This is a genomic window from Microbacterium sp. (genome assembly GCF_035556355.1).
Classification (GTDB): domain Bacteria; phylum Actinomycetota; class Actinomycetes; order Actinomycetales; family Microbacteriaceae; genus Microbacterium.
In genome coordinates this window covers 111437-137345 of the sequence record NZ_DATMFG010000035.1, presented here as the reverse complement: position 1 = coordinate 137345, position 25909 = coordinate 111437, and the positions used below count along the sequence as shown (strand labels likewise).

28 protein-coding genes and 1 pseudogene are annotated in these 25909 nt (G+C 71.9%); 13 read left to right on the top strand and 16 right to left on the bottom strand.

Annotated features, from left to right (window positions below; translation table 11 throughout):
• The first annotated feature begins 11 nt into the window (after positions 1-11).
• The 3 genes from VNR19_RS10270 to VNR19_RS10260 are packed head-to-tail and all read left to right on the top strand — an operon-like array spanning position 12 to position 2501.
• Positions 12-680, top strand: coding sequence for a 3-oxoacid CoA-transferase subunit B (locus tag VNR19_RS10270; protein ID WP_325726416.1), 669 nt, complete (start codon positions 12-14; stop codon positions 678-680).
• A complete protein-coding gene (locus VNR19_RS10265; protein ID WP_325726414.1) occupies positions 677-1579 on the top strand; it encodes an amidohydrolase family protein in 903 nt (300 codons plus the stop codon). The genes VNR19_RS10270 and VNR19_RS10265 overlap by 4 nt, the downstream gene beginning before the upstream one ends.
• A 1-nt stretch (position 1580) precedes the next feature.
• The gene (locus VNR19_RS10260) at positions 1581-2501 is read left to right on the top strand and encodes an SDR family oxidoreductase (protein ID WP_325726412.1); all 921 of its coding nucleotides are present in this window, start codon (positions 1581-1583) and stop codon (positions 2499-2501) included.
• A gap of 90 nt (positions 2502-2591) precedes the next feature.
• Here VNR19_RS10260 and VNR19_RS10255 read toward each other — a convergent pair whose 3' ends face one another.
• A complete protein-coding gene (locus tag VNR19_RS10255) occupies positions 2592-2834 on the bottom strand; it encodes a hypothetical protein (RefSeq protein WP_325726410.1) in 243 nt (80 codons plus the stop codon).
• 223 nt (positions 2835-3057) lie between these two features.
• On the opposite strand from VNR19_RS10255, the gene VNR19_RS10250 reads away from it, so the two are divergent.
• Positions 3058-3858, top strand: a complete 801-nt coding sequence (locus VNR19_RS10250) for an IclR family transcriptional regulator (protein WP_325726408.1) — start codon at positions 3058-3060, stop codon at positions 3856-3858.
• Positions 3859-3882: 24 nt separating this feature from the next.
• Here VNR19_RS10250 and VNR19_RS10245 read toward each other — a convergent pair whose 3' ends face one another.
• Genes VNR19_RS10245 through VNR19_RS10230 form a run of 4 tightly spaced genes read right to left on the bottom strand, consistent with a single transcriptional unit; the run spans position 3883 to position 7017 of the window.
• Positions 3883-5001 (bottom strand): sulfate/molybdate ABC transporter ATP-binding protein, encoded by a 1119-nt coding sequence (locus VNR19_RS10245; protein ID WP_325726406.1) that lies wholly within the window; start codon positions 4999-5001, stop codon positions 3883-3885.
• Entirely contained in the window at positions 5001-5837 is an 837-nt protein-coding gene (locus VNR19_RS10240) for an ABC transporter permease (RefSeq protein WP_325726404.1), read from the bottom strand. The genes VNR19_RS10245 and VNR19_RS10240 overlap by 1 nt, the downstream gene beginning before the upstream one ends.
• Positions 5834-6622, bottom strand: a complete 789-nt coding sequence (gene modA, locus VNR19_RS10235) for a molybdate ABC transporter substrate-binding protein (RefSeq protein ID WP_325726402.1) — start codon at positions 6620-6622, stop codon at positions 5834-5836. The genes VNR19_RS10240 and modA overlap by 4 nt, the downstream gene beginning before the upstream one ends.
• A 2-nt stretch (positions 6623-6624) precedes the next feature.
• Positions 6625-7017 (bottom strand): TOBE domain-containing protein, encoded by a 393-nt coding sequence (locus VNR19_RS10230; protein WP_325726400.1) that lies wholly within the window; start codon positions 7015-7017, stop codon positions 6625-6627.
• Positions 7018-7124: 107 nt separating this feature from the next.
• On the opposite strand from VNR19_RS10230, the gene VNR19_RS10225 reads away from it, so the two are divergent.
• From VNR19_RS10225 to VNR19_RS10200, 6 genes are read left to right on the top strand one after another with little or no spacing between them, the layout of a single operon-like run.
• On the top strand, positions 7125-8222 hold the full coding sequence (locus tag VNR19_RS10225) for a ThiF family adenylyltransferase (RefSeq protein ID WP_325726398.1): 1098 nt from the start codon (positions 7125-7127) through the stop codon (positions 8220-8222).
• On the top strand, positions 8219-9463 hold the full coding sequence (locus VNR19_RS10220) for a molybdopterin molybdotransferase MoeA (RefSeq protein ID WP_325726396.1): 1245 nt from the start codon (positions 8219-8221) through the stop codon (positions 9461-9463). Before VNR19_RS10225 ends, VNR19_RS10220 begins: the two co-directional genes overlap by 4 nt.
• A complete protein-coding gene (moaC, locus tag VNR19_RS10215; protein ID WP_325726395.1) occupies positions 9460-9951 on the top strand; it encodes a cyclic pyranopterin monophosphate synthase MoaC in 492 nt (163 codons plus the stop codon). The genes VNR19_RS10220 and moaC overlap by 4 nt, the downstream gene beginning before the upstream one ends.
• A gap of 53 nt (positions 9952-10004) precedes the next feature.
• The gene (mobA, locus tag VNR19_RS10210; protein WP_325726392.1) at positions 10005-10676 is read left to right on the top strand and encodes a molybdenum cofactor guanylyltransferase; all 672 of its coding nucleotides are present in this window, start codon (positions 10005-10007) and stop codon (positions 10674-10676) included.
• Positions 10673-10957 carry a DUF6457 domain-containing protein gene (locus VNR19_RS10205; protein ID WP_325726390.1) on the top strand — a complete coding sequence of 95 codons (285 nt, stop codon included), beginning with the start codon at positions 10673-10675 and terminating at the stop codon, positions 10955-10957. Before mobA ends, VNR19_RS10205 begins: the two co-directional genes overlap by 4 nt.
• Positions 10957-11190 (top strand): MoaD/ThiS family protein, encoded by a 234-nt coding sequence (locus tag VNR19_RS10200; protein WP_325726388.1) that lies wholly within the window; start codon positions 10957-10959, stop codon positions 11188-11190. Before VNR19_RS10205 ends, VNR19_RS10200 begins: the two co-directional genes overlap by 1 nt.
• 7 nt (positions 11191-11197) lie before the next feature.
• Here VNR19_RS10200 and VNR19_RS10195 read toward each other — a convergent pair whose 3' ends face one another.
• The 9 genes from VNR19_RS10195 to VNR19_RS10155 all read right to left on the bottom strand — a co-directional run bounded on the left by VNR19_RS10195 (position 11198) and on the right by VNR19_RS10155 (position 20163).
• Complete coding sequence (locus VNR19_RS10195) at positions 11198-11806, bottom strand: DUF2238 domain-containing protein (RefSeq protein ID WP_325726387.1); 609 nt, start codon at positions 11804-11806, stop codon at positions 11198-11200.
• Between the two features lie 4 nt (positions 11807-11810).
• Positions 11811-12662 carry an endonuclease/exonuclease/phosphatase family protein gene (locus tag VNR19_RS10190; protein WP_325726385.1) on the bottom strand — a complete coding sequence of 284 codons (852 nt, stop codon included), beginning with the start codon at positions 12660-12662 and terminating at the stop codon, positions 11811-11813.
• 35 nt (positions 12663-12697) lie between these two features.
• On the bottom strand, positions 12698-13135 hold the full coding sequence (locus VNR19_RS10185) for a molybdenum cofactor biosynthesis protein MoaE (RefSeq protein ID WP_325726383.1): 438 nt from the start codon (positions 13133-13135) through the stop codon (positions 12698-12700).
• The gene (locus VNR19_RS10180; protein ID WP_325726381.1) at positions 13132-13629 is read right to left on the bottom strand and encodes a MogA/MoaB family molybdenum cofactor biosynthesis protein; all 498 of its coding nucleotides are present in this window, start codon (positions 13627-13629) and stop codon (positions 13132-13134) included. Before VNR19_RS10180 ends, VNR19_RS10185 begins: the two co-directional genes overlap by 4 nt.
• A 28-nt stretch (positions 13630-13657) precedes the next feature.
• Complete coding sequence (locus VNR19_RS10175) at positions 13658-15979, bottom strand: FdhF/YdeP family oxidoreductase (RefSeq protein ID WP_325726379.1); 2322 nt, start codon at positions 15977-15979, stop codon at positions 13658-13660.
• A 133-nt stretch (positions 15980-16112) separates the two neighbouring features.
• Entirely contained in the window at positions 16113-16652 is a 540-nt protein-coding gene (lepB, locus tag VNR19_RS10170; protein WP_325726377.1) for a signal peptidase I, read from the bottom strand.
• Positions 16649-17347 (bottom strand): DUF305 domain-containing protein, encoded by a 699-nt coding sequence (locus VNR19_RS10165; RefSeq protein WP_325726375.1) that lies wholly within the window; start codon positions 17345-17347, stop codon positions 16649-16651. Before VNR19_RS10165 ends, lepB begins: the two co-directional genes overlap by 4 nt.
• Before the next feature lie 84 nt (positions 17348-17431).
• Positions 17432-19312: a copper amine oxidase gene (locus tag VNR19_RS10160; protein ID WP_325726373.1), complete on the bottom strand. Its 1881-nt coding sequence runs from the start codon at positions 19310-19312 to the stop codon at positions 17432-17434.
• A 17-nt stretch (positions 19313-19329) separates the two neighbouring features.
• Positions 19330-20163: a hypothetical protein gene (locus tag VNR19_RS10155; protein WP_325726371.1), complete on the bottom strand. Its 834-nt coding sequence runs from the start codon at positions 20161-20163 to the stop codon at positions 19330-19332.
• Between the two features lie 230 nt (positions 20164-20393).
• Here VNR19_RS10155 and VNR19_RS10150 point away from each other — a divergent pair, with 230 nt between their 5' ends.
• On the top strand, positions 20394-21839 hold the full coding sequence (locus VNR19_RS10150; RefSeq protein ID WP_325726370.1) for an APC family permease: 1446 nt from the start codon (positions 20394-20396) through the stop codon (positions 21837-21839).
• Positions 21836-22603: an IclR family transcriptional regulator gene (locus VNR19_RS10145; RefSeq protein ID WP_325726369.1), complete on the top strand. Its 768-nt coding sequence runs from the start codon at positions 21836-21838 to the stop codon at positions 22601-22603. Before VNR19_RS10150 ends, VNR19_RS10145 begins: the two co-directional genes overlap by 4 nt.
• Before the next feature lie 58 nt (positions 22604-22661).
• Here the strand turns inward: VNR19_RS10145 and VNR19_RS10140 are convergent, their stop codons facing one another.
• Together VNR19_RS10140 and VNR19_RS10135 are read right to left on the bottom strand one after the other, a co-directional pair.
• Complete coding sequence (locus VNR19_RS10140) at positions 22662-24626, bottom strand: helicase HerA-like domain-containing protein (protein ID WP_325726367.1); 1965 nt, start codon at positions 24624-24626, stop codon at positions 22662-22664.
• 60 nt (positions 24627-24686) lie between these two features.
• Positions 24687-25361 carry a phosphatase PAP2 family protein gene (locus tag VNR19_RS10135; RefSeq protein ID WP_325726365.1) on the bottom strand — a complete coding sequence of 225 codons (675 nt, stop codon included), beginning with the start codon at positions 25359-25361 and terminating at the stop codon, positions 24687-24689.
• A 50-nt stretch (positions 25362-25411) separates the two neighbouring features.
• Between VNR19_RS10135 and VNR19_RS10130 the strand changes: the two are divergent.
• Positions 25412-25873, top strand: a pseudogene (locus tag VNR19_RS10130) (nitroreductase family deazaflavin-dependent oxidoreductase); the annotation flags it as partial.
• Positions 25874-25909 lie beyond the last annotated feature (36 nt).

Genomic DNA, 25909 nt, shown 5'->3' with positions numbered 1-25909 from the left:
AGGGGGTTCCCATGACGTACACCGACACCAGCACCCAGGTCATCGGGCGGACGCGCGACGAGATCGCGCGCGCCGTGGCCGAAGACCTCGAAGACGGCTACACCGTGAACCTCGGCGTCGGCATCCCGCTCGCGATCCCGCGCTTCATCCCCGAGGGGGTGACGGTGTTCCTGCAGTCCGAGAACGGCGTGCTGGGCCTCGGCCCGCATCCGGGCGCGGGCAGAGAGGATCCTGATCTGACGGATGCCGGCAAGCAGCCCGCGAGCCTCATCACGGGCGCGGCGATCGTCGACTCCGCGACGTCGTTCGCGATCATCCGCGGCGGGCACCTCGACGCCACGATCCTCGGGGCGCTCCAGGTGGCCGAGAACGGCGACCTCGCGAACTGGTACGTTCCGGGTCGCAACCCCGCGGTCGGCGGTGCGATGGACCTCGTCGCCGGAGTGCCGCGCGTGTGGGTGTGCATGGAGCATGTCGACCGATCGGGGCGCCCGAAGCTCGTGCGCGAGTGCACGTTCCCCCTCACCGGCCACCGGATCGTCACGCGGGTCTACACCGACCTCGCGACCTTCCACTTCGAGGACGGACGGCTCGTGCTCAAGGAGCTCGCGCCGGGCGTCACGCCCGAGTACGTGCGCGAGCGCACCGAGGCCGCCTACGTCGAGGCCCTCGTGCGATGACCGGCGCCATCGACGTCGACAAGCTCGTCGCGATCGACGTGCACACGCACGTGCACCGCTCGACGGCGGACTCGCATGTCGAGCACTCCGGCAACGAGGCGATGGGCGAGTACTTCAAGATCGGCACGATGCCGACCTACACCGTGCCCGAGCTCGCCGACTACTACCGCGAGCGCTCGATGGCGGCCGTCGTCTTCACGGTCGACAGCGTCTCGCAGAGCGGCGAAGACCCCGAGCCGGCCAACGAGGAGGTCGCCGAGCTCGCGGCGGCGCACTCCGACGTGCTCATCCCGTTCGCGAGCGTGGACCCGGCGCGCGGCGCGGCGGGCGTGCGGCTCGCACGCCGCCTCATCGAGGAGTACGGCGTACGCGGATTCAAGTTCCACCCGAGCGTGCAGGCGTTCTACCCGAACGACCGCTCCGCGTATCCGCTGTTCGAGCTCATCCAGGAGCACGGACTCGTCGCCCTGTTCCACACCGGTCAGACGGGCGTGGGCGCGGGACAGCGCGGGGGCGGCGGCATCCGCGTCAAGTACGCGAACCCGCTCCACCTCGACGACGTCGCCGCCGACTTCCCCGACATGGACATCGTGATGGCGCACCCGTCGTTCCCGTGGCAGGACGAGGCGCTGTCGGTCGCGACCCACAAGCCGCGCGTCCACATCGATCTTTCGGGGTGGTCGCCCAAGTACTTCCCGCCGCAGCTCGTGCAATACGCGAACACGCTGCTGCGCGAGAAGGTGCTGTTCGGCTCGGACTTCCCCGTCATCACGCCCGAGCGGTGGATGTCGGACTTCGACCGGCTCGAGATCAAGCCCGAGGTGCGCCCGCTCATCCTGAAGGAGAACGCGGCGCGACTTTTCGGACTGCGCAACGGCGCGAACGCCGAGGAAGGCTGACATGGAGAACGTCGAAGGCAAGGTCGCCGTGGTCACGGGGGGCTCGAGCGGCATCGGCCGCGGCATCGCGCTCGCGTTCGCGCGCGCCGGCATGTCGGTCGTCGTAACCGGCCGGAGTCGGGACCATCTCGACGAGACGGTGGCGGAGTTCGCGGCGCGCGGCCTCGAGGCGACACCGCTCCAGGTGGACGTCACGGACCTCCAGGCGATGACGGATGCCGCGGCCGACGTCGAACGCCGCTTCGGGCGCGTCGACGTGCTCGTCAACAACGCGGGCATCGGGCTCACCGGCCCGGTCGCCGGCGCCACACCGAGCGACTGGGACTGGGTCATCGACGTGAACATCCGGGGCGTCGGCAACGGCATCCAGGCGTTCCTGCCGCGCATCCGCGCGCGCGGCGAGGGCGGGCACATCGTCAACACGTCGTCGATGGCGGGGCTCATGCCGATCGTCGCGGGCCTGTACTCGATGACGAAGGCCGCCGTGATCGGGCTGTCGGAGGCGCTGCACATCGAGCTGAAGCCCGAGGGCATCGGCGTCTCGGCCTACTGCCCCGGCCCGGTGCACAGCAACATCGCGAGCGCGGTCAAGAACCGCCCGCAGCAGTACGGCGAGTCCGGCTACACGCCCCCGCCGGACGGGTTCGCCGAGTGGTCGAAGACCCAGCCGTACATGTCGGCCGAGGAGGCCGGTGAGCGCGTGCTGCAGGGCATCCGCCGCGGGGACCTGTTCATCCTCACCCACCCCGAGTTCAAGGCGGGCGTCGTCGACCGGCACCGCACGATCGAGGACGCGTTCCCCGACGAGCCGATCGACGAGGTGCGTGCCGCGGCGATCCCGTTCCTCACGGCGTCGCCCGTCTATGCGCCCGAGAACCGGCTGCCCGCGCCGACGCGGCCCTCATCCCTGTCGCACAGGTGAAAGCGCCGGGCGCGATCGGCCGTCGAGGTCCGTTCTCGACGGGTTCTCGTCGATCCGGCCCGACGGTTTCACCGAGGCGCGCCCGTGCTGTCACTGCCCCGCGGTGTGCACCTCGACCGGGTACGTCAGCTCGATGCGCTCGGCGTCGACGCCGAGCATCGGGGCGAGCATGTTGCGCATGAGGTCCTTCGGCACGAGGCATTCGGCGCACGCATCCGGACCCGCCACGATGCGCGCGGTCGCGGCGTCCCCCTCGAGGGCGACGTCGAGGTGGTAGTCGTCCGCCTCGAGCGAGCGGCGGAAGTCGTCGAGCTGAGCCTGGTCGATCGGCATGGGATGCACCCTCTCGCGAATGCCTGTGTGATCTCGACGTTAGGTCGGCGTGACACCCGCGGAAAGGCTGGCTCCCATCCTGCGGAAGACGGTTCCGTGCGAAACCGGTGCCCGCGGCATCCGTCCAGCGAAATGTCTTCCGGCAGACGGAAGACCCTTGTACGGTCGCCTGCAAGTCGGCTTGTGTGGAAGCACACTTCTTCCCCCGGGAGGTCGGTCGACGATGACCATGAGCCAGATCCGCTCGGCTCGCGCCGAGACCATGACAGCTGCCCAACGTGTGCTCGCGATCCTGGAGGTGTTCGATCAGGAGCATCTCGTGCTGACGCTGAGCGAGATCAGCCGACGCGCGGGCCTCAGCCTGAGCACCACGCATCGCCTCGTCGGCGAGCTCCGCGAATGGGGCGCACTGGAGCGCTCCAGCGACGGACGCTACGCGATCGGCATGCGCATCCTCGAACTCGGTTCGCTCGAGCCGCAGGGTCTGCGCCTCCGCGAGATCGCGCTGCCGTTCCTCGGTGACCTGCAGGCAGCCACGAACGCGAACGTGCACCTCGCCGTGCGCGACGGTCACGACGTCGTGTACGTCGAGTCGCTGCGGGCACGCGGTGGGGCGCCCGTGCTCAGCCGCCTCGGCGGCCGGTGGCCGCTGCACGCGACGGGGACCGGGCTCGTGCTGCTCGCGCACGCGACGCCCGAGTTCCGCGAGGAGGTGCTCGCGACGAAGCTGCAGGCGTACACGCCGCGCACCATCACGAACCCCGACGAGCTGCGGCGCGTCCTGGCCGACGTGCGTCGCACGGGCGTCGCGATCGTCGAGGACTCGATCACGACCGACGCGCTCGCCGTCGCGGTTCCCGTGCGCGGGCCGCGCGACCGCATCATCGCGGCGATCGGCGTGACGGTGCATCCGGGTGCCGCCAATGCGCACGCTGCGCTGCCGGCCCTGTCCGCGACCGCGCGGGCCATCTCGCGCGGCCTCGGCGCACCGTCGGCATCGGGCCGCCCTCCGGCCGCCGCCTGAGACACCCGCGCCGGCGTGCCTCGGTCACACGTTCACGCGCACGAACCGCACGTCGGCGGGGTCGACGCGAAGCCGCACGCGGGCCCCGGTCTCGAGCGCAAGCGCGGCGACGGTGTCGGCGGCGACGTCGACCGCGACAGCCGGGTCGCCCGTGTGCACGCGCACGCCGGCGGGCGTCGGCTCGAGTCGCACGACGTGCGCGGTCCATTCCCCCGGCACCGCCGCGGCGTCGCGAGCGAGGTCGAGGCGCACCGATGACGGCCGCACGAGCGCCGCGAGCGCGACGCCGTGGACGGATGCCTCACCCCGCGAGCGCTCGTCGGACGCTCGCAGCTCGACGGCGCCGTCCGCCGACCTCCACGCACCGTCGCGCGCGACGCCCACGAGGCGGTTGAGCCCCGACACCGCCGCGGCGAAGCGCGTCGCGGGTGCGGCGAGCACGCGCTGAACCGGACCCTCCTGCACCACGGTTCCACCCTCGACGACGAGCAGGCGGCGGGCGAGCGCGGCGGCGTCGACGGCGTCGTGCGTCACGACGATCGCCGTCGCGCGCACCGCCGTGAGCTGCTCGTGCAGGAGTCCGCGGACGTCTCCCGCCGTCTCGGCGTCGAGGGCCGTGAGCGGCTCGTCGAGCAGGAGAAGGCGCGGATGCGTCGCGAGTGCCCGCGCGAGGGCGACGCGCTGCTGCTGACCGCCCGACAGCTCGGACGGTCGGCGCCCGCCCCAACCGCCGAGACCGACGCGCTCGAGCCACGCATCGGCCTCCCGGGCCGCGACGGGTCGCGCGACACCGCGAGCGCGCAGCCCGAAGGCGACGTTGTCTCGCGCGCTCATGTGCGGGAAGAGGCGCGCGTCCTGCCCGAGCAGCACGGCGCCGCGCTGCGCGGGCGGAGCGTGTCGGCTCGCCGATGCGACCTCTCGCCCGTCGATGCGCACGAACCCGGAGTCGAGCCGTACGAGTCCCGCGATCGCCGCCACGAGCGTCGACTTGCCCGCGCCGCTCGGGCCCATGACGGCGACCACCTCACCCGCCGACGCGCCGACTGGGACATCGAGGCGGAACCCGTCGCGGCGGTGCACGACGACGTGCGCGTCGAGGGTGCCGCCGGTCGCGGCATCCGTCTCGTCTCTCGCCGGGAGCATCACCGCTGGGCTCCCGGGCGCCACGCGCGCACGAGCAGAAGCACCGCGATCGCCGCCACGAGCAGCAGGAGCGCGAGGGCGACCGCGGGTCCGCGCCCGACGCCCGACCCGTTGAAGGCGGTGTAGATCGCGAGGGGCATCGTCTGCGTGACGCCCGGCGCATTGCCCGCGAAGAGGGCGGTCGCGCCGAACTCCCCGATCGCGCGCGCGAAGCACAGGATGACTCCGGCCACGAGCCCCGGCGCGGCGAGCGGCAGGGTCACGCGCCACAGGATCGTCCAGCGGCGGGCGCCGAGCGTCGCTGCGGTGCGCTCGTACTCGAGTCCCGAGGTGCGGATCGCGCCCTCGAGCGCGAGCACGAGGAACGGCAGCGCGACGAACACCTGTGCGAGCACGACCGCGGCGGTCGTGAACGGGATCCGGATGCCCCACCACGCGTCGAGCGCCGCGCCGACCGGCCCCGTGCGGCCGAACAGGAAGAGGAGCGCGACGCCGCCGACCATGGGCGGCAGCACGAGCGGGACGGTGACGATCGCGCGCAGCACGGCGGATGCCCGCGGACCGCTGCGCGCGATCGCGAGTGCCATCGGCACGCCCAGCACGACGCACACGGCGGTCGCGACGAGCCCCGTCACGAGCGAGAGCGTCAGCGCGCTGACCGCCTCGGGCGAGGTGACGTCGGCCCACAGGGTCGTCCAGTCGACCCGCGCCACGAGGGCTCCGAGGGGCACGACGAGCAGTGCCAGGCCGACGATCGCCGGCACGGCGAGGATCGGCGGGACGAACCCGCCCGCATCCGACGACCGACGCGGCGCCAAGCGGTTCGCAGTGGTCACGGCGCCCCGAATCCGTGCTTCGCGAGCACCGCCTGCGCTTCGGGTCCGCGTACGAAAGCGACGAACGCGGCCGCTGCGGCGGCGTTCATCGCCCGGTCGAGCGCCGCGATCGGATACCGGTTCACGACGTCGGCGGCGCCCTCGGGCACGAAGCTCTCGATATCGGGCTCACCCGTGACTTCGGTCGCGTAGACGAGTCCGGCATCCGCCTCGCCCGCGACGACCTTCGTCAGCACCGCCGTGACGTTCTGCTCGAAGCTCGCGGGCGTGACGGCGACTCCCGCGTTCTCGAGCAGCTGCTGGGACGCCGCGCCGCACGGCGCTTGAACCGCGCACAACACGACCGTGAGCCCTTCGTCGGCGAGGTCGGCGAGCTCTCCGACGCCTCCCGGGTTTCCCGCCGGCACGGCGACGACGAGCGTGTTCTCCGCGAAGACCTGCGGATCCGTCACGAGCCCCTCGTCGACCGCCTTCGCCATCGTGCTCTCGTCGGCCGACGCGAAGACATCGGCGGTCGCCCCTTCGGCGAGCTGGGCGACGAGCGTGTTCGAGCCGTCGTAGACGATCGGTCGCACGTCGACCTCAGGGTGGACGGACTCGAATGCCTCGGCGAGCTCATCGAACGCCCCCTGCAGCGATGCCGCCGCGAACACCGTCAGCTCTCCCGTGGGCGGCCCGGTCGACCCCGCCGCACCTGCATCGGCGGACGCGTTCCCACACCCCGAGAGCACGGCGATGACGGATGCCGCCACACCCGCGACCACGAGTCCGCGACGCGCGCGCACGCTCAGTCCTTCGGGGTCTCGACGACGACGTGCGTCGCCTTGACGGATGCCACGGCGAGCGAGCCGACCTCGAGGGCGAGCTCGCGCACGGCCTCGGCCGACAGGAGCGACACGACGCGGTGCGGCCCCGCCTGGATGTCGACCTGCGCCATGACGCCGTCCACCTGCACGCGGGTGACGATCCCGACGAAGCGGTTGCGCGCGCTCGAGAGCACGTCGGTGGGGTCGCGCGGCACGGACGCGAGCTCGATCGCGCGCTCCGCGAGCGCCCCACCGGGGATCTCGGCGGGGCTCGCGTCGGTCACGGGCAGCACGCCCTGGTCGATCCAGCGGCGCACGGTGTCGTCGCTGACCCCCAGCAGGCGCGCGGCCTCGGAGATCTTGAAGCTCGTCACATCGCGACGATATCACCGCATGTGCGGAGAAAACATCACGGATGCGCCGCAGTAGCGGCATCCGTCTCCTGTGGCTCAATCGCCCTCGCCCGACTAGCCTTGATCGCATGAGCCTGCCCCCGCTGGTCGAGCCCGTCGACGCGCTCAGCGACGCCGAGCGCATCCGCACGGCGCGGCACCGCAGCCTCATCCCGCTCGGCGAGCTCGGGCAGCGGCGTCTGCGCGCGGCGCACGTCGCGATCATGGGCGCAGGCGGTCTCGGCTCGCCCGTCGTGCTGGCCCTCGCGGCGGCCGGCGTCGGCACGCTCACCGTCATCGACGACGACGACGTCGAGCTCACGAACCTCCAGCGGCAGATCGTCCACCGCATGTCCGACGTCGGAAGGCCCAAGGTCGACAGCGCCGTGCGCGCGGCCGCCGACCTCTCGCCCGAGACCGTCGTCGTGCCCGTGCGCGAGCACCTCACGCGCGAGAACGGCGTCGAGCTGCTGCGCGGCGCAGACCTCGTGATCGACGGCACCGACACGTTCGAGACGCGCGAGGCCGTCGCCGCCGCGACCGAAGCGCTCGGGCTGCCGCTCGTGTGGGGCACCGTGCAGAGCTTCGATGCGCAGGTGACCGTGTTCTGGTCGCAGCCGCCCGCCGGTGCGGCGCCGGTGCGCCTGTCGGACGTGTACCCGCCCGGAAGCGTCGGCGAGCTCCCGACGTGCGCGATGGTGGGCGTGCTCGGCGCGCTGTGCATGCAGGTCGGCTCGCTCCTCGCGATCGAGGCGGTCAAGCTCATCACGGGCATCGGGGAGCCACTCCTCGGCCGCATGCTCGTGATCGACGGACTGCGCGGCCGGCAGAGCGAGGTCGCGATCCGCGCCGCGACCGCGACCGCGAACACCGCCCCGGCCGCGACGCCGGCACTCGCGGCGCCGATCCCGCACGTCGACGCGATCCCCGCCGGCGCCCTCGTCGTCGACGTGCGCGAGCCGCACGAGACCGCGCTCGGCACGATCCCCGGCGCACGGCTCATCCCCCTCGCCGGACTCCTCGAAGACCCCGGATCGCTGCGCGGATCGCCGCCCGTCGTCGTCGTGTGCCAGGCGGGCGTGCGCGCGCGACGCGCGGCGCAGGCCCTGCGCGAGGCGGGAGTCGAGGCATCCGTCCTCGCCGGCGGCATGGACGCGTGGACCTCGCTCGAGCGGAGCACCGCGTGAGCGCGGACCGGCTCCGCACGGTCGAGGAACAGCTCGCGATCGTGCTCGAGCACGTGCAGCCCCTCGACGGCACGCGTGTCCCCGTCGCCGCGGCGCTCGGGCGCACCCTCGTCGAGCCGCTGCGCGCGGCGGTCGACATCCCCGTCTTCGACAACTCCGCGATGGACGGATTCGCGGTGCGCTTCGAAGACGTGAAAGACGCGACGGATGCCGCGCCCGTCCGCCTCACGGTCGTCGGCGACCTTCCCGCGGGTTCGCCGCTGGATCCGTCGATCGGCCCCGGCGAGGCGGTGCGTATCATGACGGGCTCCGCGGTCCCGAGCGCCGCCGACGCGATCGTGCCGTTCGAGTCCACGGCCGGCGGCCTCGCCGACTCACTCGGCGAGATCACGGTGCTCGCGGCGCCGCGCGGGCCGGGCGCACACATCCGCCGACGCGGAGAGGACATCACCGTCGGAGGAGAGCTGCTCCCCGCGGGCGTCGAGCTCGGGGCGCTGCAGCTCGCGGCTGCCGCGGCCGCCGGCGTCGACGACGTCGTCGTCGCCCGGCGGCCGCGCGTCGCGGTCGTCTCGACCGGATCCGAGCTCGTGACGCCGGGTCGTCCGCTCGAGCGCGGGCAGATCCCCGAGTCGAACAGCCAGCTCCTCGCGGGCCTCGCGGAGGGCGCGGGCGCAGAGGTCGTGCTGCGCCTCTCGGTCGACGACGAGGGCGACGGTCCCGCGCGCGCGGTGGTCGAGGCATCCGCGCTCGGTGCCGACGCCGTCGTGTTCTCGGGCGGTGTCAGCGCGGGCGCCTACGAAGTCGTCAAGAACACACTCGCGGGGGCGATGGAGTTCGCGAAGATCGCGATGCAGCCGGGCAAGCCGCAGGGGTTCGGCGCCACCGAAGACGGCGTCCTGCTGTTCGGGCTGCCGGGCAATCCGGTGAGCGCAGCCGTCTCGTTCGAAGTGTTCGTGCGGCCCGCGCTGCTCGCGATGCAGCGGCGCACCGAGCTGCACCGGCCGACGCTGCGCCTGCCGGCCGCGACCGGGTGGCGCACACCCCCCGAGCGTCGCCAATACCTTCCGGCGGCGATCGACCGCTCCGACCCGGCGCGCTGGACCGTGCGCCCCGCGACGGCCGGCGGATCCGGGTCGCACCTCACCGGCGGGCTCGCGCGCGCCGAGGCGTACGCGATCGTTCCGGCCGACGTCGACGTCGTCCAAGCCGGCGACACGGTCGATGTCATGCTGGTGTCATGAGCTTCACGCACCTCGACGAGTCCGGCCACGCGCGCATGGTCGACGTGACCCTCAAGCAGCCCACCGTGCGCTCGGCGACGGCGCGCGGGTTCGTGCGCTGCGCCCCCGAGGTCGTCGCGGCGCTGCGCGACGGCACGGTCCCGAAGGGCGACGTGCTCGCCGTCGCCCGCATCGCGGGCATCCAGGCCGCGAAGCGCACCCCCGAGCTGCTCCCGCTCGCGCACGTCATCGGCGTGCACGGCGCCGCCGTCGACCTCGCGATCGTCGACGAGGGCGTCGAGGTCGAGGCGATCGTCCGCACCGCTGACCGCACCGGCGTCGAGATGGAGGCGCTCACGGCGGTCTCGGTCGCCGCGCTCGCGATCCTCGACATGGTGAAGGGGCTCGACAAGGCGACGTCGATCGAGAACGTGCGCATCGTCGCGAAGTCCGGCGGCAAGAGCGGCGACTGGCTGCGCCCCGGTGAGGCGCCCGTCTCCGGACCGTGACCGAGCCGAAGGACACCCCCGGACGTGACCGAGCGGAAGGACACCCCCGGACGGTGAGCGAGCGCAGCGAGACGAAACGCCACGGCGCGATCCTCCTCGCGGGCGGTCGCGCGTCGCGCGTCGACGGAGCCACGAAGCCGCTGTTCGACGTGGGCGGGCGCACCCTGCTGGGCGCCGCCGTCGAGGCGGTGCGCGCGGTGGACGCACGGCCGATCACGGTCGCGGGGCCGGAGGCAGCGGCATCCGACGTCGGCGTCGACCTCGACGGGGTCGACTTCGTGCGCGAGGATCCGCCGTTCGGCGGCCCGGTCGCGGGTGGCGTCGCAGCGCTCGACGCGTGGCGGACCGGCGATGTCGTGCCGGAGTGGACGTTCCTCCTCGCGTGCGACGTGCCCGGGATCGGCGCCGCGGTCGCGCGCCTCGCGCAGGACGTGCTTCTGCTGCCGGGAGACAGCGACGGCGTGTGCCTCGCGGATGCGTCGGGCCGTCCGCAATGGCTCGCGGGCGTCTATCGCACCGAGGCACTCACCCGCGGGGCGGCCGCGCTCGACGACCGCGGCCGGGACGCACCCGTTCGCGCTCTCGTGGCGGATCTCGCGATCGCGGTCGTCCGCGCACCCGCGGACGAGACCGACGACGTGGACACATGGGAGGATCTGAACAGGGCCCGCGCCGCCGCGGGCCAGGACGCCTACGACACGCACCGCACTGAGGAGGCGCGATGAGCGAGAACCCCCGCACCCTGCCCCCGGAGGCCCTCGACGCGTGGGCCGGCGCACTGCGCGACCGATTCGGGCTCGCGCCGGAGGACGTGCCGACCGCCCTCGTGCTCGACCTCGCCCGCGACGTCGCCAACGAAGTCGCGCGCCCCGCCGCGCCGCTGAGCGCGTTCGTCGCCGGGCTCGTCGCCGGACGAGCCGGCGGCGACCCGGCATCCGTGCGCGAGACGATCGAGGCCGTCGTCGACCTCGCCGAAGAATGGCAGGTATCGGAGAGCCACGCGTAATGGCTGTCGTCCGCTACTTCGCCGCAGCGCAGGAGGCCGTGGGCCTCGAAAGCGAGCACCGCACCGAGGCGACGCTCGCAGACCTGCGCGCCGCCGTCGCGACCGAGTACCCGGGTCTCGGCGGGATCCTCCCCCGCTGCGCCGTGCTCGTCGACGGCGCGCGCGTCGACGACGACACCGTGCTCGGCGACGACGTCCTCGTCGACGTGCTGCCGCCCTTCGCGGGCGGCTGAGCACGCCTCACACCGTCGCGTCCGCGCGCGTCTGCGCGCCGAGATACCGGCTCGCGCCGACCCAGTACCGCGCGGTGAGCCCGGCCACGACCGCGCCGGCGAGCCCGATCGCGAGGTCGCCGATCGAGTCGGAGTATCCGACGTAGATCGTCTCGTCGATGAAGGTGTGGCCGAACCACTCCGCCACTTCCCACAGCACGGCCCCGAGCGAGCCGAACGACACCGTGAGGATCGTCGCCACCCACACCGGCACGTGCCCCGTCGCCGGATCGGCGAGCCCGCCCACGCGGATGAGCAGCAGGTACACGATCAGCGCGACGAGCCCCGTGAGGGCGAAGTGCACCGGCAGGTCCCACCACCGCACCTCGATGTAGACGTCGAGCACGGCGCTCCACCCTGCGACCAGGAGCGTCACGCCGAACGCGACGTCGAGCGCGGGGCGCGCGCCGAGGAAGCGCGGCAGAACGAGCCCGAGCAGCACGACCGCGAAGGTCGCCGCGTCGACGGGCGTCCACCAGATGAGCGCGACGAGGACGCTCACGACGCCCAGTGCGCGCATGGCGTCCGCCACCCAGTCCGCCAGGTCGCTCGGCGGGCGCAGGAACGTGCGGATCATCGCTTCAGGATAGGCGGGGCGGACTCGACCCCGACGGGGGTTGCACTCGCACGAGCGCCTGCACAGGCTCGTGGTCGGACGCGGCTGCGCCGTCGAAGCGGACGGCGTGCACGCCGATCGCCCGCACCTCGATGCCGGCCGTCACGAGGATCCAGTCGAGGCGCCTGCCGGCGGCCCTCGGCGGGCGGTAGGCGGAGTACGTGTCCCACATCGGCGTGAGGCGCCGCTCGGCGAGCTTCCACGCATCCTTGAGCGGCCCACTCGTGAGGATCCGGATCGGCGACGAGCGGGGCCGGGCGTTCAGGTCTCCCATGACGATGACCGGGCGCCCCGCGTCGGCGGCGAGCTCGTTGAGCATCTCGGCGGACCGGATGCGCGACGCGCGCGACAGGTGATCGAGGTGCGTGTTGATCACGGTGAATCGCGCGTCTGTCGCGGCATCCGTGAAGTCCGCCGACACCGCGATGCGCGGGATCATGTTGCCCCACGTGTGCGACCCCGGTTCGAGCGGAGTGTCGGACAGTGCACGCTGCGACCAGTCGTCGAGGCGCAGCCGACGCGTGTCGTAGAAGATCGTGCACTGCTCGCCGTCACCGCGGCGATTGCGGCCGCGACCGATGCGGTCGTAGTCCGGCCCGAGCACGGATGCCACGAACGACGCCTGGTCGGCGAGCGCCTCCTGCACACCGAGGATCGTGGGCTGCTCGTTCTCCAGGATCGCCCGAACGAGGGGTCGCCGCGCGACCCACCGGTCTCGGCGGGGGTGCAGCATTCGCGACACGCGACGGCGGATGTTGAACGTCATGACGTGCAGGTCCGGCGGTGTCGCCGGGCCGATCGACGCGGCATCCGTCACGCCCCCAGGGTACGGGGGCGTGGGCCGGCCGGGCGCTACCCTCCCAGGCCGAGCCACGTCGACGTGCCGTCGGCCTCGACCTGGCGCTTCCACACCGGCAAGTCGGTCTTGATCGTCTCGATGATCTCGCGGCACACCTCGAACGCCTCGGCGCGGTGCGGCGAAGCGACCGCGATGACGACGGCGGCGTCGCCCACCTCGAGTCGTCCGACGCGGTGGCTCACGGCGACGATCGCGTCGGTCTCGCCGATCGCGTCTTCGGCGATGCGGCGGAGCGTCGGCTCGGCGTCGGGGTGAGCGGAGTACTCGAGCGCGACGACGGCGGTCGAGGCATCCGGATCGTGGTCGCGCACGCGGCCGACGAACGTCGTGACCGCGCCCGCCGTCGGGTCGTCGATCGCGGCGAGGTGCGCGTCGAGGTCGAGGGTGTCGGGGCTGATCGCGGCGACCCGCACGGCGTCTGCGCGGGTCATGGGTGGTCCTCGCCCACGAGCTGGTCGATGACATGCTGCGCGACCGAGAGGATGACCCGCATGCCGGATGCCACGGCCTTGGGCGACCCGGGAAGGTTGACGATCAGGGCGCCGGTCGTGATGCCCGCGATCGGGTCGACCACGCCCGCAAGGCCCCGCGACAGCATCGCGCCGGGCGTCTCGGTGACCCCGACGCGGCGCAGCTCCTCGGCGATGCCCGGCAGCTCCCGCGTGATGACACGCGCGGTGCCCTCGGGGGTCTCGTCGGTCGGGCTCACGCCCGTGCCGCCGGTCGTGACGATGAGCCGCGCGCCGCCGGCGAGCTCCGCCCACAGCGCGCGCTCGACGTTCTCGGCGCCGTCGGCGATCACCACGGGCTCGTCGCACGAGAACCCTCCGCGAATGAGCTCGGCCACGATCGCGGGTCCGGCGGTGTCGGCGCGCACGCCCGAGGATGCTCGGGTGGACACCGTGACGACGGCTGCGGGAATCATCTCCCTCACCCTACGCGCCGGAGCGCGCTCAGCCGCGGTGCTCGAGGCGGATGACGACCGACTTCGAGGTCGGCGTGCCGCTCACCTCGGCCACCGAGTCGAGCGGCACGAGCACGTTCGTCTCGGGGTAGTACGCCGCGGCGTTGCCGCGCGGCGTCGAGTACGCCACGATGCGGAACTCCTCGGCGCGGCGCTCCTCGACGCGCCCGTCCGGACCCGTCCACTCCGACACGAGGTCGACGATCTCGTTCTCTTCGAACCCGAGCTTGCGGATGTCCTTCGGGTTCACCATCACGACCCGGCGACCGCCGTGGATGCCGCGGTAGCGGTCGTCCTTGCCGTAGATCGTGGTGTTGTACTGATCGTGCGAGCGCAGGGTCTGCAGGATGAGGCGCCCGTGCGGGATGAACGGGTACTCGAGCGCGTTGTCCGTGAAGTGGGCCTTGCCGTCGGCCGTCGCGAACTTCCGTGCGTCGCGCGGGCCGTTCGGGAGCATGAGGGTGCGACCCTTGTCGATCTTCGCCTCGTAGTCGGCGAAGCCCGGCACGACGTTCGCGATGTGCGTGCGGATGAGCGAGTAGTCGTTCTCGAGAGCCGCCCAGTCCGCCTGCGGCACGCCGTCCGCGGGCGCGGTTCCGTCGCCGAACAGCAGTGCGCACAGGCGCGCCACGATCGCGACCTCGCTCAACAGGTCCTCCGAGGGCGGCACGAGCCGCCCGCGCGACGCGTGCACAGCGCCCATCGAGTCCTCGACGGTGACCTTCTGCTCACGGCCGCCGCGCAGGTCGCGGTCGGTGCGGCCGAGTGTCGGCAGGATGATCGCGCGCTTGCCGGTAACGACATGCGAGCGGTTGAGCTTCGTGGAGACCTGCACCGTCAGGTCGAGGTTGCGCAGCGCCGCCTCGGTCACGGCGGTGTCGGGCGTCGCCGACACGAAGTTGCCGCCCATCGCCATGAACACACGCGCCTTGCCGTCGCGCATCGCGCGGATCGCCTCGACGGTGTCGTAACCGTGCTCGCGCGGGGCGCGGAACCCGAACTCGGCATCGAGCGCCGACAGGAACGCCTCGGACGGCTTCTCGTAGATGCCCATCGTGCGGTCGCCCTGCACGTTCGAGTGGCCGCGCACGGGGCACACGCCCGCGCCCGGACGGCCGATGTTGCCCTGGAGCAGCAGCACGTTGACGATGTCGCGCAGCGTCGGCACGGAGTGCTTGTGCTGCGTGAGGCCCATCGCCCAGCACACGATCGTCGAGGGCGAGGTGCGCACGGTCTCGGCGACCCGCCGCAGCGTCTTCTCGGGCACGCCGGTCGCAGCGACGAGATCGCGCCACGAGGCACCCGCCATCGCCTGCTTGTACTCCTCGAACCCGCTCGTGTGGTCGCGGATGAAGTCGTGGTCGAGCACGCCTCCGACCGCGTCCTCCATCTCGAGCAGATGCTTGCCGATCGCCTGGAAGAGCGCCTGGTCGCCGCCGAGGCGGATCTGCACGAACTGGTCGGCGATCTTCGTGCCGCCCAGGATCACGCCCTTGACGGTCTGGGGGTTCTCGAAGCGCACGAGGCCCGCCTCGGGCAGCGGGTTCACGGCGATGATCGTCGCGCCGCGCTTCTTCGCCTTCTCGAGGGCGCTGAGCATGCGCGGGTGGTTCGTGCCGGGGTTCTGCCCCGCGATGATGAGCAGGTCGGCCTCGTGGATGTCTTCGATCGTGACCGTGCCCTTGCCGATTCCGAGCGTCTCGGTGAGGGCTGAGCCCGACGACTCGTGGCACATGTTCGAGCAGTCCGGGAGGTTGTTGGTGCCGAGGCCGCGCACGAGCAGCTGGTACATGAACGCCGCCTCGTTCGACGTGCGGCCGGACGTGTAGAAGATCGCCTGGTCGGGGTCGTCGAGGCCGCGCAGCGCGTCGGCGATCTCGCGGAGGGCGTCGTCCCACGAGATCGGGCGGTAGTGCGTCGCGCCCTCGTCGAGGATCATCGGATGCGTCAGCCGCCCCTGCTGGCCGAGCCACCAATCGTCGTGCTCGGCGAGCTCCGCGAGCGAGTGCTCGGCGAAGAACTCGGGGCCGATGCGCCGCAGCGTCGCCTCTTCGGCGACCGCTTTCGCGCCGTTCTCGCAGAACTCCGCGATGTGCCGCTTGTCCTCTTCGGGCCACGCGCAGCCCGGGCAGTCGAACCCGTCCTTCTGGTTCACGCGCAGGAGCGTCTCGACACTGCGCTTGACGCCCATCTGGTCGTACGAGATCTGCAGCGCGTGCAGCACGGCGGGAACGCCGACCGCGACCTTCTTCCGCCCGGTGACGTGGACTTTCGATTCGTCGATGTCAGCCGTAGGGGCCTGCTTCGCCATGAGCTTCCTCGCTTGCTCGGGGCCGCGTCCACGCAGCCCGATACACCTGCCCCCATGCTAGGTCCGCACGGATGGGCGAGGGCCGGAGCCTTTCGATCAGCGGGAAACGGATGCGGCGCCCGATCCGCCCGGATCACCCCGCCCGCGCGGGCCATGTGAACCGCACGACGCCGAGCACGTCCTCGACCGGAACGGCCCCGCGGCCGGCCGATTGCAGCCCCGCGCGCGAGTCGCGCGATGCTCCCCGGTTGTCGCCCATGACCCACACGGCTCCCTCCGGCACGATCACCTCGAACGGGATCACACCGCCCGGGCGATCACCGGACTCATAGGGCTCGTCCAGCGGCACACCGTCGACGAGGAGACGGCCGGTGCCCACTTCGCAGCACGCGACGCGGTCCCCCGCGACGCCGACCACGCGCTTGACGAGCACGGCGCCGGGCTGCTCCGACCACCCTGCGGTGTCGGCGAAGATCACGATGTCGCCGCGGGCGGGATCGGCGACACGGTCGAACACGAGCACGTCGCCGGTTGTGAGGGTGGGGCTCATCGAGTCGTTCTCGACGCGCGCGACGCCGATCGAGAGCACGACGACGGCGCCGAGCGTGAACGGGAGCAGTGCCGCGGCGAGGGCGAGCCCCGCACGCATCCGTCGCGACCGCCCCAGCCTCACGGCGACGGCACCGTTTCGAGGATCGTCGTCATCGCGCCGACCTCGCGCTCCTGCTCGACGAGCACGTGCTTGGCGGATGAGCGGACGAACGCGTTCGAGCCCTGGGTGACGGCCGTCTTCGCCATCTCCAGGGCGCCCTCGTGGTGCACGATCATCAGCTCGAGGAACCGGCGCTCCGCCGCCGTGCCGGAGAGGGAGCGGAGTTGGGCGAGCTGCTCCGGGGTCGCCATGCCCTTCATCTCGGTGTGGCCGCCGTGCCCGCACCCTTGGGCGATGACCCCGGTGTTCACGACGGCTCCGCCGCGCCCGCCGTGACCGGATGCGCCGTCCGCGGCATCCGGAATCGCACGCGCCCACGCGTCGGCCCATGCGCGCATCTGCGCGATCTCGGCGGTCTGGTCGGCGACGATGTACTCGGCGAGCGCACGCGTGCGATCCGAGACTCCGGATGCCGCGAGCACGATCTCGCTCAGCACGAGAGCCTGCTCGTGGTGCGGGATCATCCCTTCGACGTAGCAGTAGTCCGCCTCGATCGGGTACGCGGACTGTGTCGCGGGAGCGGCCGCCGGGGCCGGTGCCGCTGCCGGCGCCGACGACGGGAGCATGTAGCCCAGGGTCGCAGCCGACGCCAGCACCGCCGCGACTCCGACGGCCGCGACCGCTCCCGCGGCCGCGACGGCTCTGCTGGTGCGCATCGGCTTTCCTTTCACGATGATGCGGATGCTGCACAGGAAGGACGGTGGGGCACCGCGCCGCGGCGCGATGCCCCACCTCTCGGCTCAGGCCTGAGCCTTCACCGCCTGCCTCCGCATGTGCCACGACAGTGCGCCCATCGCGGCACCGCCGGCGAGCAGGAGCAGGCCCGTGAGAGCCCAGCGGTTGGCATCCGTTCCCGTCGTGGCGAGGGCGCCGAACACAGCCGCCGGTGCGGCCTGCGCGACCGCGAACGTGCCCTCCGCGACGACGCCGGATGTCTGGCCGGTCAGCACGAGGCGGTGCTGACCGGGCGCGGCGTCGAGCGGAACGATGAACTGCGCATCGACCGTGCCCGACGCGTCGGCGACGAACGTCCCGACGTTCACCGGATCCGAGTGCATGACGGCGCTCACCGACTCACCGGGCGTGAATCCCGACGCCGTGAACGTCTGCGTGGCTCCCGGCGCGACGTCGCCGCTTCCGAACGTGACGGGCAGTGCCGTGGTCGAGCCGTCGGCCGAGCCGTCGTCCGAGCCTCCGTCGCCATCGCCGCCGGCCGGCGGAGCGTCCGTGCCGGTCGGGTCCGGTGTCGGCTCACCCGTCGGCTCGCCCGTGGGGTCGGGCGTCGGTGTGCTCGTCGTCGGCGAGGGCGTCGGCGTCGGCTGCGGGATGTTCGGGTTCGGCACGCCGCGCATGTCGCCGTTCACCCACTTGCGTCCCTCCGGGATGTTCGGGGCCTGGGCCGCGAAGTCGCGCGGATAGAGGGTGAAGCCCTGCCAGTGGATCGGCATCGGGCTCTGGTCCTCGTCCCGGTTGATGTGGTGGAAGCCGACGTTGACCCACGCGACCGGGTCGGTGAGCGCCTCGCCGTCGGCGATGTAGTCCGTCACCATCTGCCCCGCCTTGCTCGGGATCAGGTTGTAGCTGGCGTGGATCTCGTCCGACTTCGCGGCGGTGAACGCGATGTCGTAGTCCGTCTCGGGGTTCAGGTTGTACGCCTGGTCCCGCGGCACGATGATCTCGTAAGAGCGCGCGTGCCCGTCGGCGTTGAGGCTGTCGGGGTTCACGACCCGGTACGCCTCGCGGTTCGCGCCCATCGTCTTCGTCTCGGTGGCCAGCTGGGTGATCTGCGTGTCGAGGATCGCGGTGTGGCCGGTATCGCCCGTCGTGCCGTACTCGCCCGTGTGGGTCGTCGTGAACTTCTGCACCTGCTGCGTCGCGCCGCTGTCGATGCCGAAGTCCACGCGCCAGAACGCCGAGTGGTAGTGGTTCACGGCGAAATCCGTGTCGCCTTCGCCGATCGGCCAGCCCTTGTTGATGACGTTGGCGTAGTCGTTCGGCGACAGGTCGCCGGTCGCGCCGAGACGCACCGTGATCTCGCCGTCGTCGTGCAGGCGGTACTCGACCTGATACTCGTACCAGCCGATGCGCGACATCGTGTGGAGCACGAGGTCGGTCCCCTGCGCCGCGTACAGGGCGTCGTTGGCGATGTTCGACCGATAGGCGATGCCCGAGTCCTCCTCACCCACGCACAGCGCGGGGATCTCGCCGCGCTGGGCGTCCACCCACGCGGTGCGGATCTCGCCCCCGGGGCAGTCCACGTCGGTGAGCGCCTGCAGCCGGCGACCGCCCACCTGATAGGTCGTCACGTCGTTGTACTCGGTCGCCCCCGTGTCGTACGGCACGTTGAGCTGCGCGAGCGCGATCGAGTCCAGCACGAGGATGGGTGCCTCGTCGTCGCGCGGCTGGTAGGCGACCTTGTCGAGGACGAGGCCGCGGTAGCTGTCGATGCGCCAGCACGTCTGCCACGTCGACCCCGACTTCAGGGTCTTCGAGACGAGCGAGTCGCCCGAGCAGTACGCCTCGGTGATGGTCTGGGCCGACGCGGCTGTGGGCGCTGCCAGCAGCAGGCCCCCCGCGAGGAGGGCGGCGGTCGTCGCTCCCCCGATGATTCTCTTCAGCATTCGGCTGTTCTCCGTTGTCATGAGATGGGCAGGACGGTCTGGGTGGAGAGGTTGACGACGATGGTGCTCGTCGTGAGGAAGGCGCCGCCGTCGACCTGCGCGAGCACCTGGACGCACCGTTGGATGCCGCACTGGTCCGCACCGAAGGTGCCGGCGTCGGCGCTGAACGAGTGCGCGGTGAGCTCGATCTCGGCGGATTGCGTCGTGAGCGCGGATCCGCCGGTGAGCCCGGCGAACTCCGCCGCGATCGGCTCCGCGAGGTCGGACTCGAGCAGCAGCTGCCACGCGTGGGCGGTCTCGGCGTCGGTCGGTGCGGGTTGCGCCCCCTGGGCTCGGTGAACCGACTCGACGGTCTGCGTCGTCACGTTGACGACCATGCTCACGGTCTCGTCCGTCGCGTAGTCATAGTAGAGCGAGATGAGCCGGCGGTGCCCGTCGCTGTATGCGGAGGGCTCGGCGACGTCGGTGGAGAGGAACTGCATCCCCTCCCCGCCGAACACATCGCGTCCGGCCGCGAAGTCGGGGTGCTGTGCGCCGAGGTAGCGGACGTACTCGACCTCGGACGCGGTGAGCTTGTCGTTGACGGCGGCGACCTGGGCGGGGGGCTCGATCGGGCTCTCCGCCTTCTCGGGGGCGTCGTCGTCGGTGCTGTCGGCGGCGATCGGCGTGGACGACGTCGCATCCGGCGGAGTCGACGTCGCCTGCACGGCGACCTGCGTCGCGAAGACGAGGGCCACCGCGGCGGCTCCTGCCGACACGGCGGATGCGATGCCCAGCGTGCGCGGTGTGAGCCACCTGCGACGCCGCGGCGGGGGCGGATCGGCCGCCGGAGAGATCTGAGACTCTGTCACAGACGTTCCTTTCGGTGCGGGGGGCGGAGCGCGGTCAGCGCCCTCGCGGCGATTCTTCGAGAGCGCTGTTTCGCAGGCGTATTGCCGGACGAACGGCTTTCGAACACGGCCTGAGACGCGCGGCCGGGGTGCGGGGCCATCCGCGTCTCACCCCGTTTCACGAACTCGAAACAGTCCGTGAGCACACGTGCAACGACCGGTCAGTAGGGTCGGCCGCGGAAGGAGCCCGAATGAGCGCCCTCGCCGACGCGATCCGACGGGGACGGCCTCGTCTCGATCTCACGCGCGAGTCTCCGTTCGCGGGGCTGCATCGCCGCCACGCGAGCGTCGTGGACGTCGTCGCGCAGTCGGTCGCGGCCACGGCCCCGGCCGGCGTCATGCTCGTGCATCCCGGCGCGCTGTTCGGCCGGAGCGGCTCGCTCGCCTTCACCGAGCTCGTCCTCACCGCCGGGCTCGTCGTGGCGGTGGCGCTCGTGATCGGGATGCTCTCGCGCCGGATCTCGAGCACAGGGTCGCTCTACACCTTCACGACCCGCGGGCTCGGGCCCTGGGCCGGCATCGTGGGCGGCTCCGCACTCGCCGTGGGATATCTCGCGATCGCGATGAGCACGCTCTCCTCGGGTGCGACGCGGATCGCGAGCCTCGTGTCCAGCGAGCCGAGGTCGATCTCGGGTGTCACGGTCGCGGTGATGGCGGGAACGACCGTGATCACCGCCGGCGTCATCGCGCGGGGGCTGCGGATGTCGACGCGGATCCTGCTCGTCCTCGAGACGATCGCGGTCGCTGCGGTCCTCGCGATCTCGCTCGTCGCCCTGGCGTCCACCGGGTGGGATCTCGCCCCTCTCGCCCCGCAGCCGGCGGAGTTCTCGCCCGACATCGTGATGCTGGGAATCGCCTTCGCGATCATCGGATTCGTGGGCTTCGAGAGCGGCGCCGCGCTCGGCCCCGAATCCCGCCGCCCCTTCGCATCGGTTCCGCGGGGCGTCCTCGTGAGTGTGTTCGCGACGGGCGCGGTCGTGCTCGTGGGCACCGCGGCGCAGCTCGCGCTCGTCGCAGCCGGCGATCCCGGCGGGCCGTGGGCGTCGACGTCGGGCGTCGGGTGGGTCGTCGACCTCATCGTGGCGACGTCGTTCCTCGCGTGCTCGCTTGCGATGACGAACGCCGCGACACGACTGGCGTTCGCGCTGAGTCGCGAGGGTGTCATCCCCGGCGTGTTCGGACGCGTATCGCTGCGCGGCGTGCCGGCCGCGGGTGCGATCCTCATCGCGTTCGCGGTCTTCGCGGTGCCGGCGACCGTCCTTCTGCTCGGGGGATCGCGCGATACCCTCCGCGCGGTCACCTCCCCCGCCGGGATGATCGGATTCCTCGTCGCCTATGCCCTCGTGTGCGTCGCGGCTCCCGTCTTCCTCGCGCGCATCGGCGAGCTCACAATCGGCGCGGCCGTCCTCTCGGGCGTCGCGGGCGCGGCCCTCCTCGCGGTGCTCAGCACCGCCGTCGTGTCGACGTCCGACACGAATCCGGTGGGGCTCGTCGCCGTCCTCGGCATCCTCGGCGTCGTATCGGCCGCCGGGATGGTGCGCCTGCGGCGCGGTGCCGGCGTGATCGAGAGGGTGGGGGTACACGACTGGGCCGTCGCTTCGGACACGATCGGCGGCGACGGCGAGGGTTCGCGATGAGCGCCGACGGGTCCGGCACGTCCTCGTCCCGCTTCGGGGAGAAGGGCCTCGGGCTCGCCCTCGAAGTGCTCGAACAGGTCGCGGGCCACCACGACGGCATCACGGCCGCCGAGATCGCCCGCGCGGTCGGCGCACCGCGCGCGACGGTGTACCGCACCGTCAACGCCCTCGTGCGGGACGGCTACCTGGTGCGCCGACCGGACTTCTCCGGATTCCTCCTCGGCGCACGTGTGCTCGAGCTCGCCGCGATCGTCGACGCCCATCGTCGCCCCGCGCATCGCGACGTGCTCGACGAGGTCCGCAGCGCGACGGGTGAGGCGGTCCATCTGGTCGCCTTCCACCGTTCGGGCCTCGCGATCGTCGACGAGGACCCGGCCCAGCCGCTCTCCGACCGGGCGATGTTCCTCAGCGACCCGACCCGCTCGGCGCCCGGCCACGTGTGGCTCGTCGAACAGCCGAGCCTCCCCGAGCCGGCGGGTGTCGCCGTGGAGCGGTGGCGTGTGACACCGCCCTCGGAGGTCGTGTCGGCGATCCATGCGGCTTACGCCGCGCGCGGGTACGCGGAACAGGTGGGCGGCCTGTCAGCCGGTCGCGGATGCCTCGCCGTGTCGATCACCGACGACGACGGCCACGCGATCGGCGCCCTCACGCTCTCGACCCCCGTCTCCCGGTTCTCGCTCGCCGCCCGTCACCTCGGCGCCCTCCGCGATGCGGCCCGTTCGCTGCGGACGCTGGCGCAGGGGCATCCGGTGTCCTTCTCCTGAACGCGGCGCGTCGTCTCCGCTCAGCGCGGTCCCCCGACGGCGCTCGCTCGGGTCGGCGTCAGCGCCGGCCCGTGCCGAAGATGCCGCGGATCACTCCCCCCAGGATCGTCTGGGTCGCCTTCGAACCCAGGATCTCCTCGAGCGGCGACTTCTCCGCACGCGACGAGCTCGACGAACGAGACGTGCGGCTCTTCCCCGCGGTCTTCTTGAGCAGTCGCTCGTACTCCTGCTGGGCCTTCTTCTCGGCGGCGGCCTGCGCCTTGTCGATCGCGGCTTTCTGCTTCGCGTACTCGGCGTCCGCCTTCGCCTTCGCGAGCGCCGCCTCCTCGGCGGCTTCGGCCTCGGCCGCCGCGTTCATGCGTGCGGTGAGGATCTCGCGCGCCGACTCGCGGTCGATCGCGGTGCCGTACTTCGCGAGCAGCGGCGACGCGTGGATCGCCTTCTCGATCGCGGGGTCCGGCGTCGGCGACATGAGCCCCTGCGGAGCGCGCAGGCGCGTCCACGCGACGGGGGTCGGCGCGCCCTTCTCGCTCATGACGGTGACGATCGCCTCGCCCGTCGCGAGCTCCTGCAGCACGCGCTCGAGGTCGTAGCCCGACTTCGGGTACGTGCCGACGGTCGCGCGCAGCGCCTTCGCGTCGTCGGGCGTGAACGCGCGCAGAGCGTGCTGGATGCGCGATCCGAGCTGCGCGAGCACGTCCGAGGGCACGTCCTTCGGCGTCTGCGTCACGAAGAAGACGCCGACGCCCTTGGAGCGGATGAGCCGCACGGTCTGCGTGATCGCCGCGAGGAAGTTCTTCGACGCGTCCTTGAACAGCAGGTGCGCCTCGTCGAAGAAGAACACGAGCTTCGGCTTGTCGAGGTCGCCCACTTCGGGGAGGATCTCGAACAGCTCGGCGAGCAGGTACATGAGGAAGGTGGAGAACAGCGCGGGCTTGTCCGCGACCCCGGGCACCTCGAGCAGCGAGATGATGCCCCGCCCGTCGGGCGCCGTGCGCAGGAAGTCCTTCACGTCGAACTCCGGCTCGCCGAAGAACACATCGGCGCCCTCGTCCGCGAACGTGATGAGCTCGCGCAGGATCACTCCCGCCGTCGCCGCCGACAGCCCACCGAGGTTCTTGAGCTCCGCCTTGCCCTCGTCGCTCGTGAGGTAGGTGAGCACCGCGCGCAGGTCGGAGAGGTCGACGAGCGCGAGCCCGTTCGCGTCGGCGTAGTGGAACACGAGCCCGAGGCTCGACTCCTGCGTCTCGTTGAGCCCGAGCACCTTGCTCAGCAGCAGCGGGCCGAAGCCCGACACGGTCGCGCGCACCGGAATGCCCTTGCCGATGCCGCCGAGCGCGAAGAACTCGGTGACGGATGCCTCGGGCTTCCAGTCTTGCCCGATCCCGCGCGTGCGGTCGAGGAGCTTCTCGTTCGACTCCCCCGGTGTCGCGACGCCCGAGAGGTCGCCCTTGATGTCGGCCGCGAACACGGGAACGCCCTTGGCCGCGAGCTGCTCCGCGAGCCCCTGAAGCGTACGGGTCTTGCCCGTTCCGGTCGCACCGGCGACGAGGCCATGCCGGTTCATCATGCCGAGCGGGATGCGCACCTGCGCTTGGGGCACCGGGTTGCCGTTGACGAGCGCCCCGACGTCGAGCGTCTCGGCCTCGAACGCGTAGCCGGCGATGATCTTCGCGACCTCGGCAGCGGTGAGCGGCGCGCCCTCGGGCGGTGTCTCGGCGGGAGGGGCGGTCTCGGCGGGAGGGGCCGAATCAGCGGATGCCTCCGCCGCGGGCGCCTTCTCTTCCGCGGGCTGCTCAGCGGGGGTCTCCTCCTGCGCCGGCGCCTCTTCGTCCGGTGCTGCCGGCTCGGCCGCACCGCCTGCCGCGCGCGCCTTCGCGGCCTCCGCCTCGGCCGCGGCCAGCGCCGCCTTCGCCTGCGCGGCCTTGAGCTGCGCCTCGGCGGCTTCGGCCTCTGCGCGGAGCCTCGCGAACTCGGCTTCGGCGGCGGCGACGGCGGGATCGGGCGAGGCAGGCGCGGACATGGGCACAGCCTAGCGACGGGGGCGCGAGCCGGTCATCCTCGCGGATGGCAGGCGAACGGACTACTCGACCGGGATGCGGCGCTGGGCGGCATCCGCTCGCTCTCGCGAGATCTGCGACCAGAATGCGGCCGCGACGACGAGCGCCGCACCCGCGCCGACGAGCGCCCCGCCGATGGTGTCGCTGACCCAGTGCGCGTGGAGGTAGGTGCGGCTGAAGGCCATCATCACGACCCACCCCGCCCCCACGACGACGACCCACAGACGCGGGAAGAGCACGACGGCCACGGCCGCGATCGTCGCCGCGTTCGCGACGTGTCCCGAGGGATACGAGCCGACGTCCGACAGGACGAGGATCTCTTCGGGGCGCACGCGCCCGAACAGGTGCTTGAGCACCTGCACGATCGCGACAGACACGATCTCGGCGGCGAGGAAGTACGCCGCCGACCACGGCCTGCGCAGCAGCACGAGCGCGATCGCGCCGAGGATCGGCACGGCGAGCACGCCGAACCAGCCTCCGCCGAGCCAGTTCATGACACGCGAGAACCCGCCGATCGCGGGAACCCACCACTCGACGAGCAGATCGTTCCACCACACATCGATCGCGAACGGCTCCTCGCCGCGCATGAGGATCACCCAGCCGAGCAGCACGCCGAGCCCGATGAGTGCGACCCCGGCGATCGTGACGGCGATGAGGCGCGACGGCGAGGCATCCGGTCGTGTCGTCGCGCGTTCCATCGCCCCATTCTGCCTCCCGCACCACGACGATCGAGGGCAGGATTGACGCCATGTCCCGTGTTGTGCAAGCCGTCCGGGCCGTGGTCGCGCCGCTCTCGCGCACGCGGGTGTTCCGCCGCTGGATCGGCCCGGCGCTGCTGCCGCCGGTCGAGCGGTTCGTGTCGTGGATCTCGCGTGGCCGCGTTCAGGTGAGCGGACTGCTCGTGCCTTCGCTCGTGCTGCACACGATCGGAGCGCAGTCCGGGCAGCCGCGCGACGCTCCCCTCATGTACACGCCCGACGGAAAGGGGCGCGCGATCGTCGCGGGCACGAACTTCGCCGGACCGAACCATCCGGCGTGGACGAACAACCTGCTCGCACACCCCGACGCCGAGATCTCCGTGCGCGGGCGCCGCTACGCCGCGCGCGCCACGCTTCTCTCCGACGACGAGCGCGAGGCGGCGTGGGCCACCATCGAGCGCCAGTGGCCGGGCTACCGCAACTACGAGCGGTCGTCGGGCCGGAAGGTGCGGCTTTTCCTGCTGCAGCCCGTCAAGCGGATCGAGTCA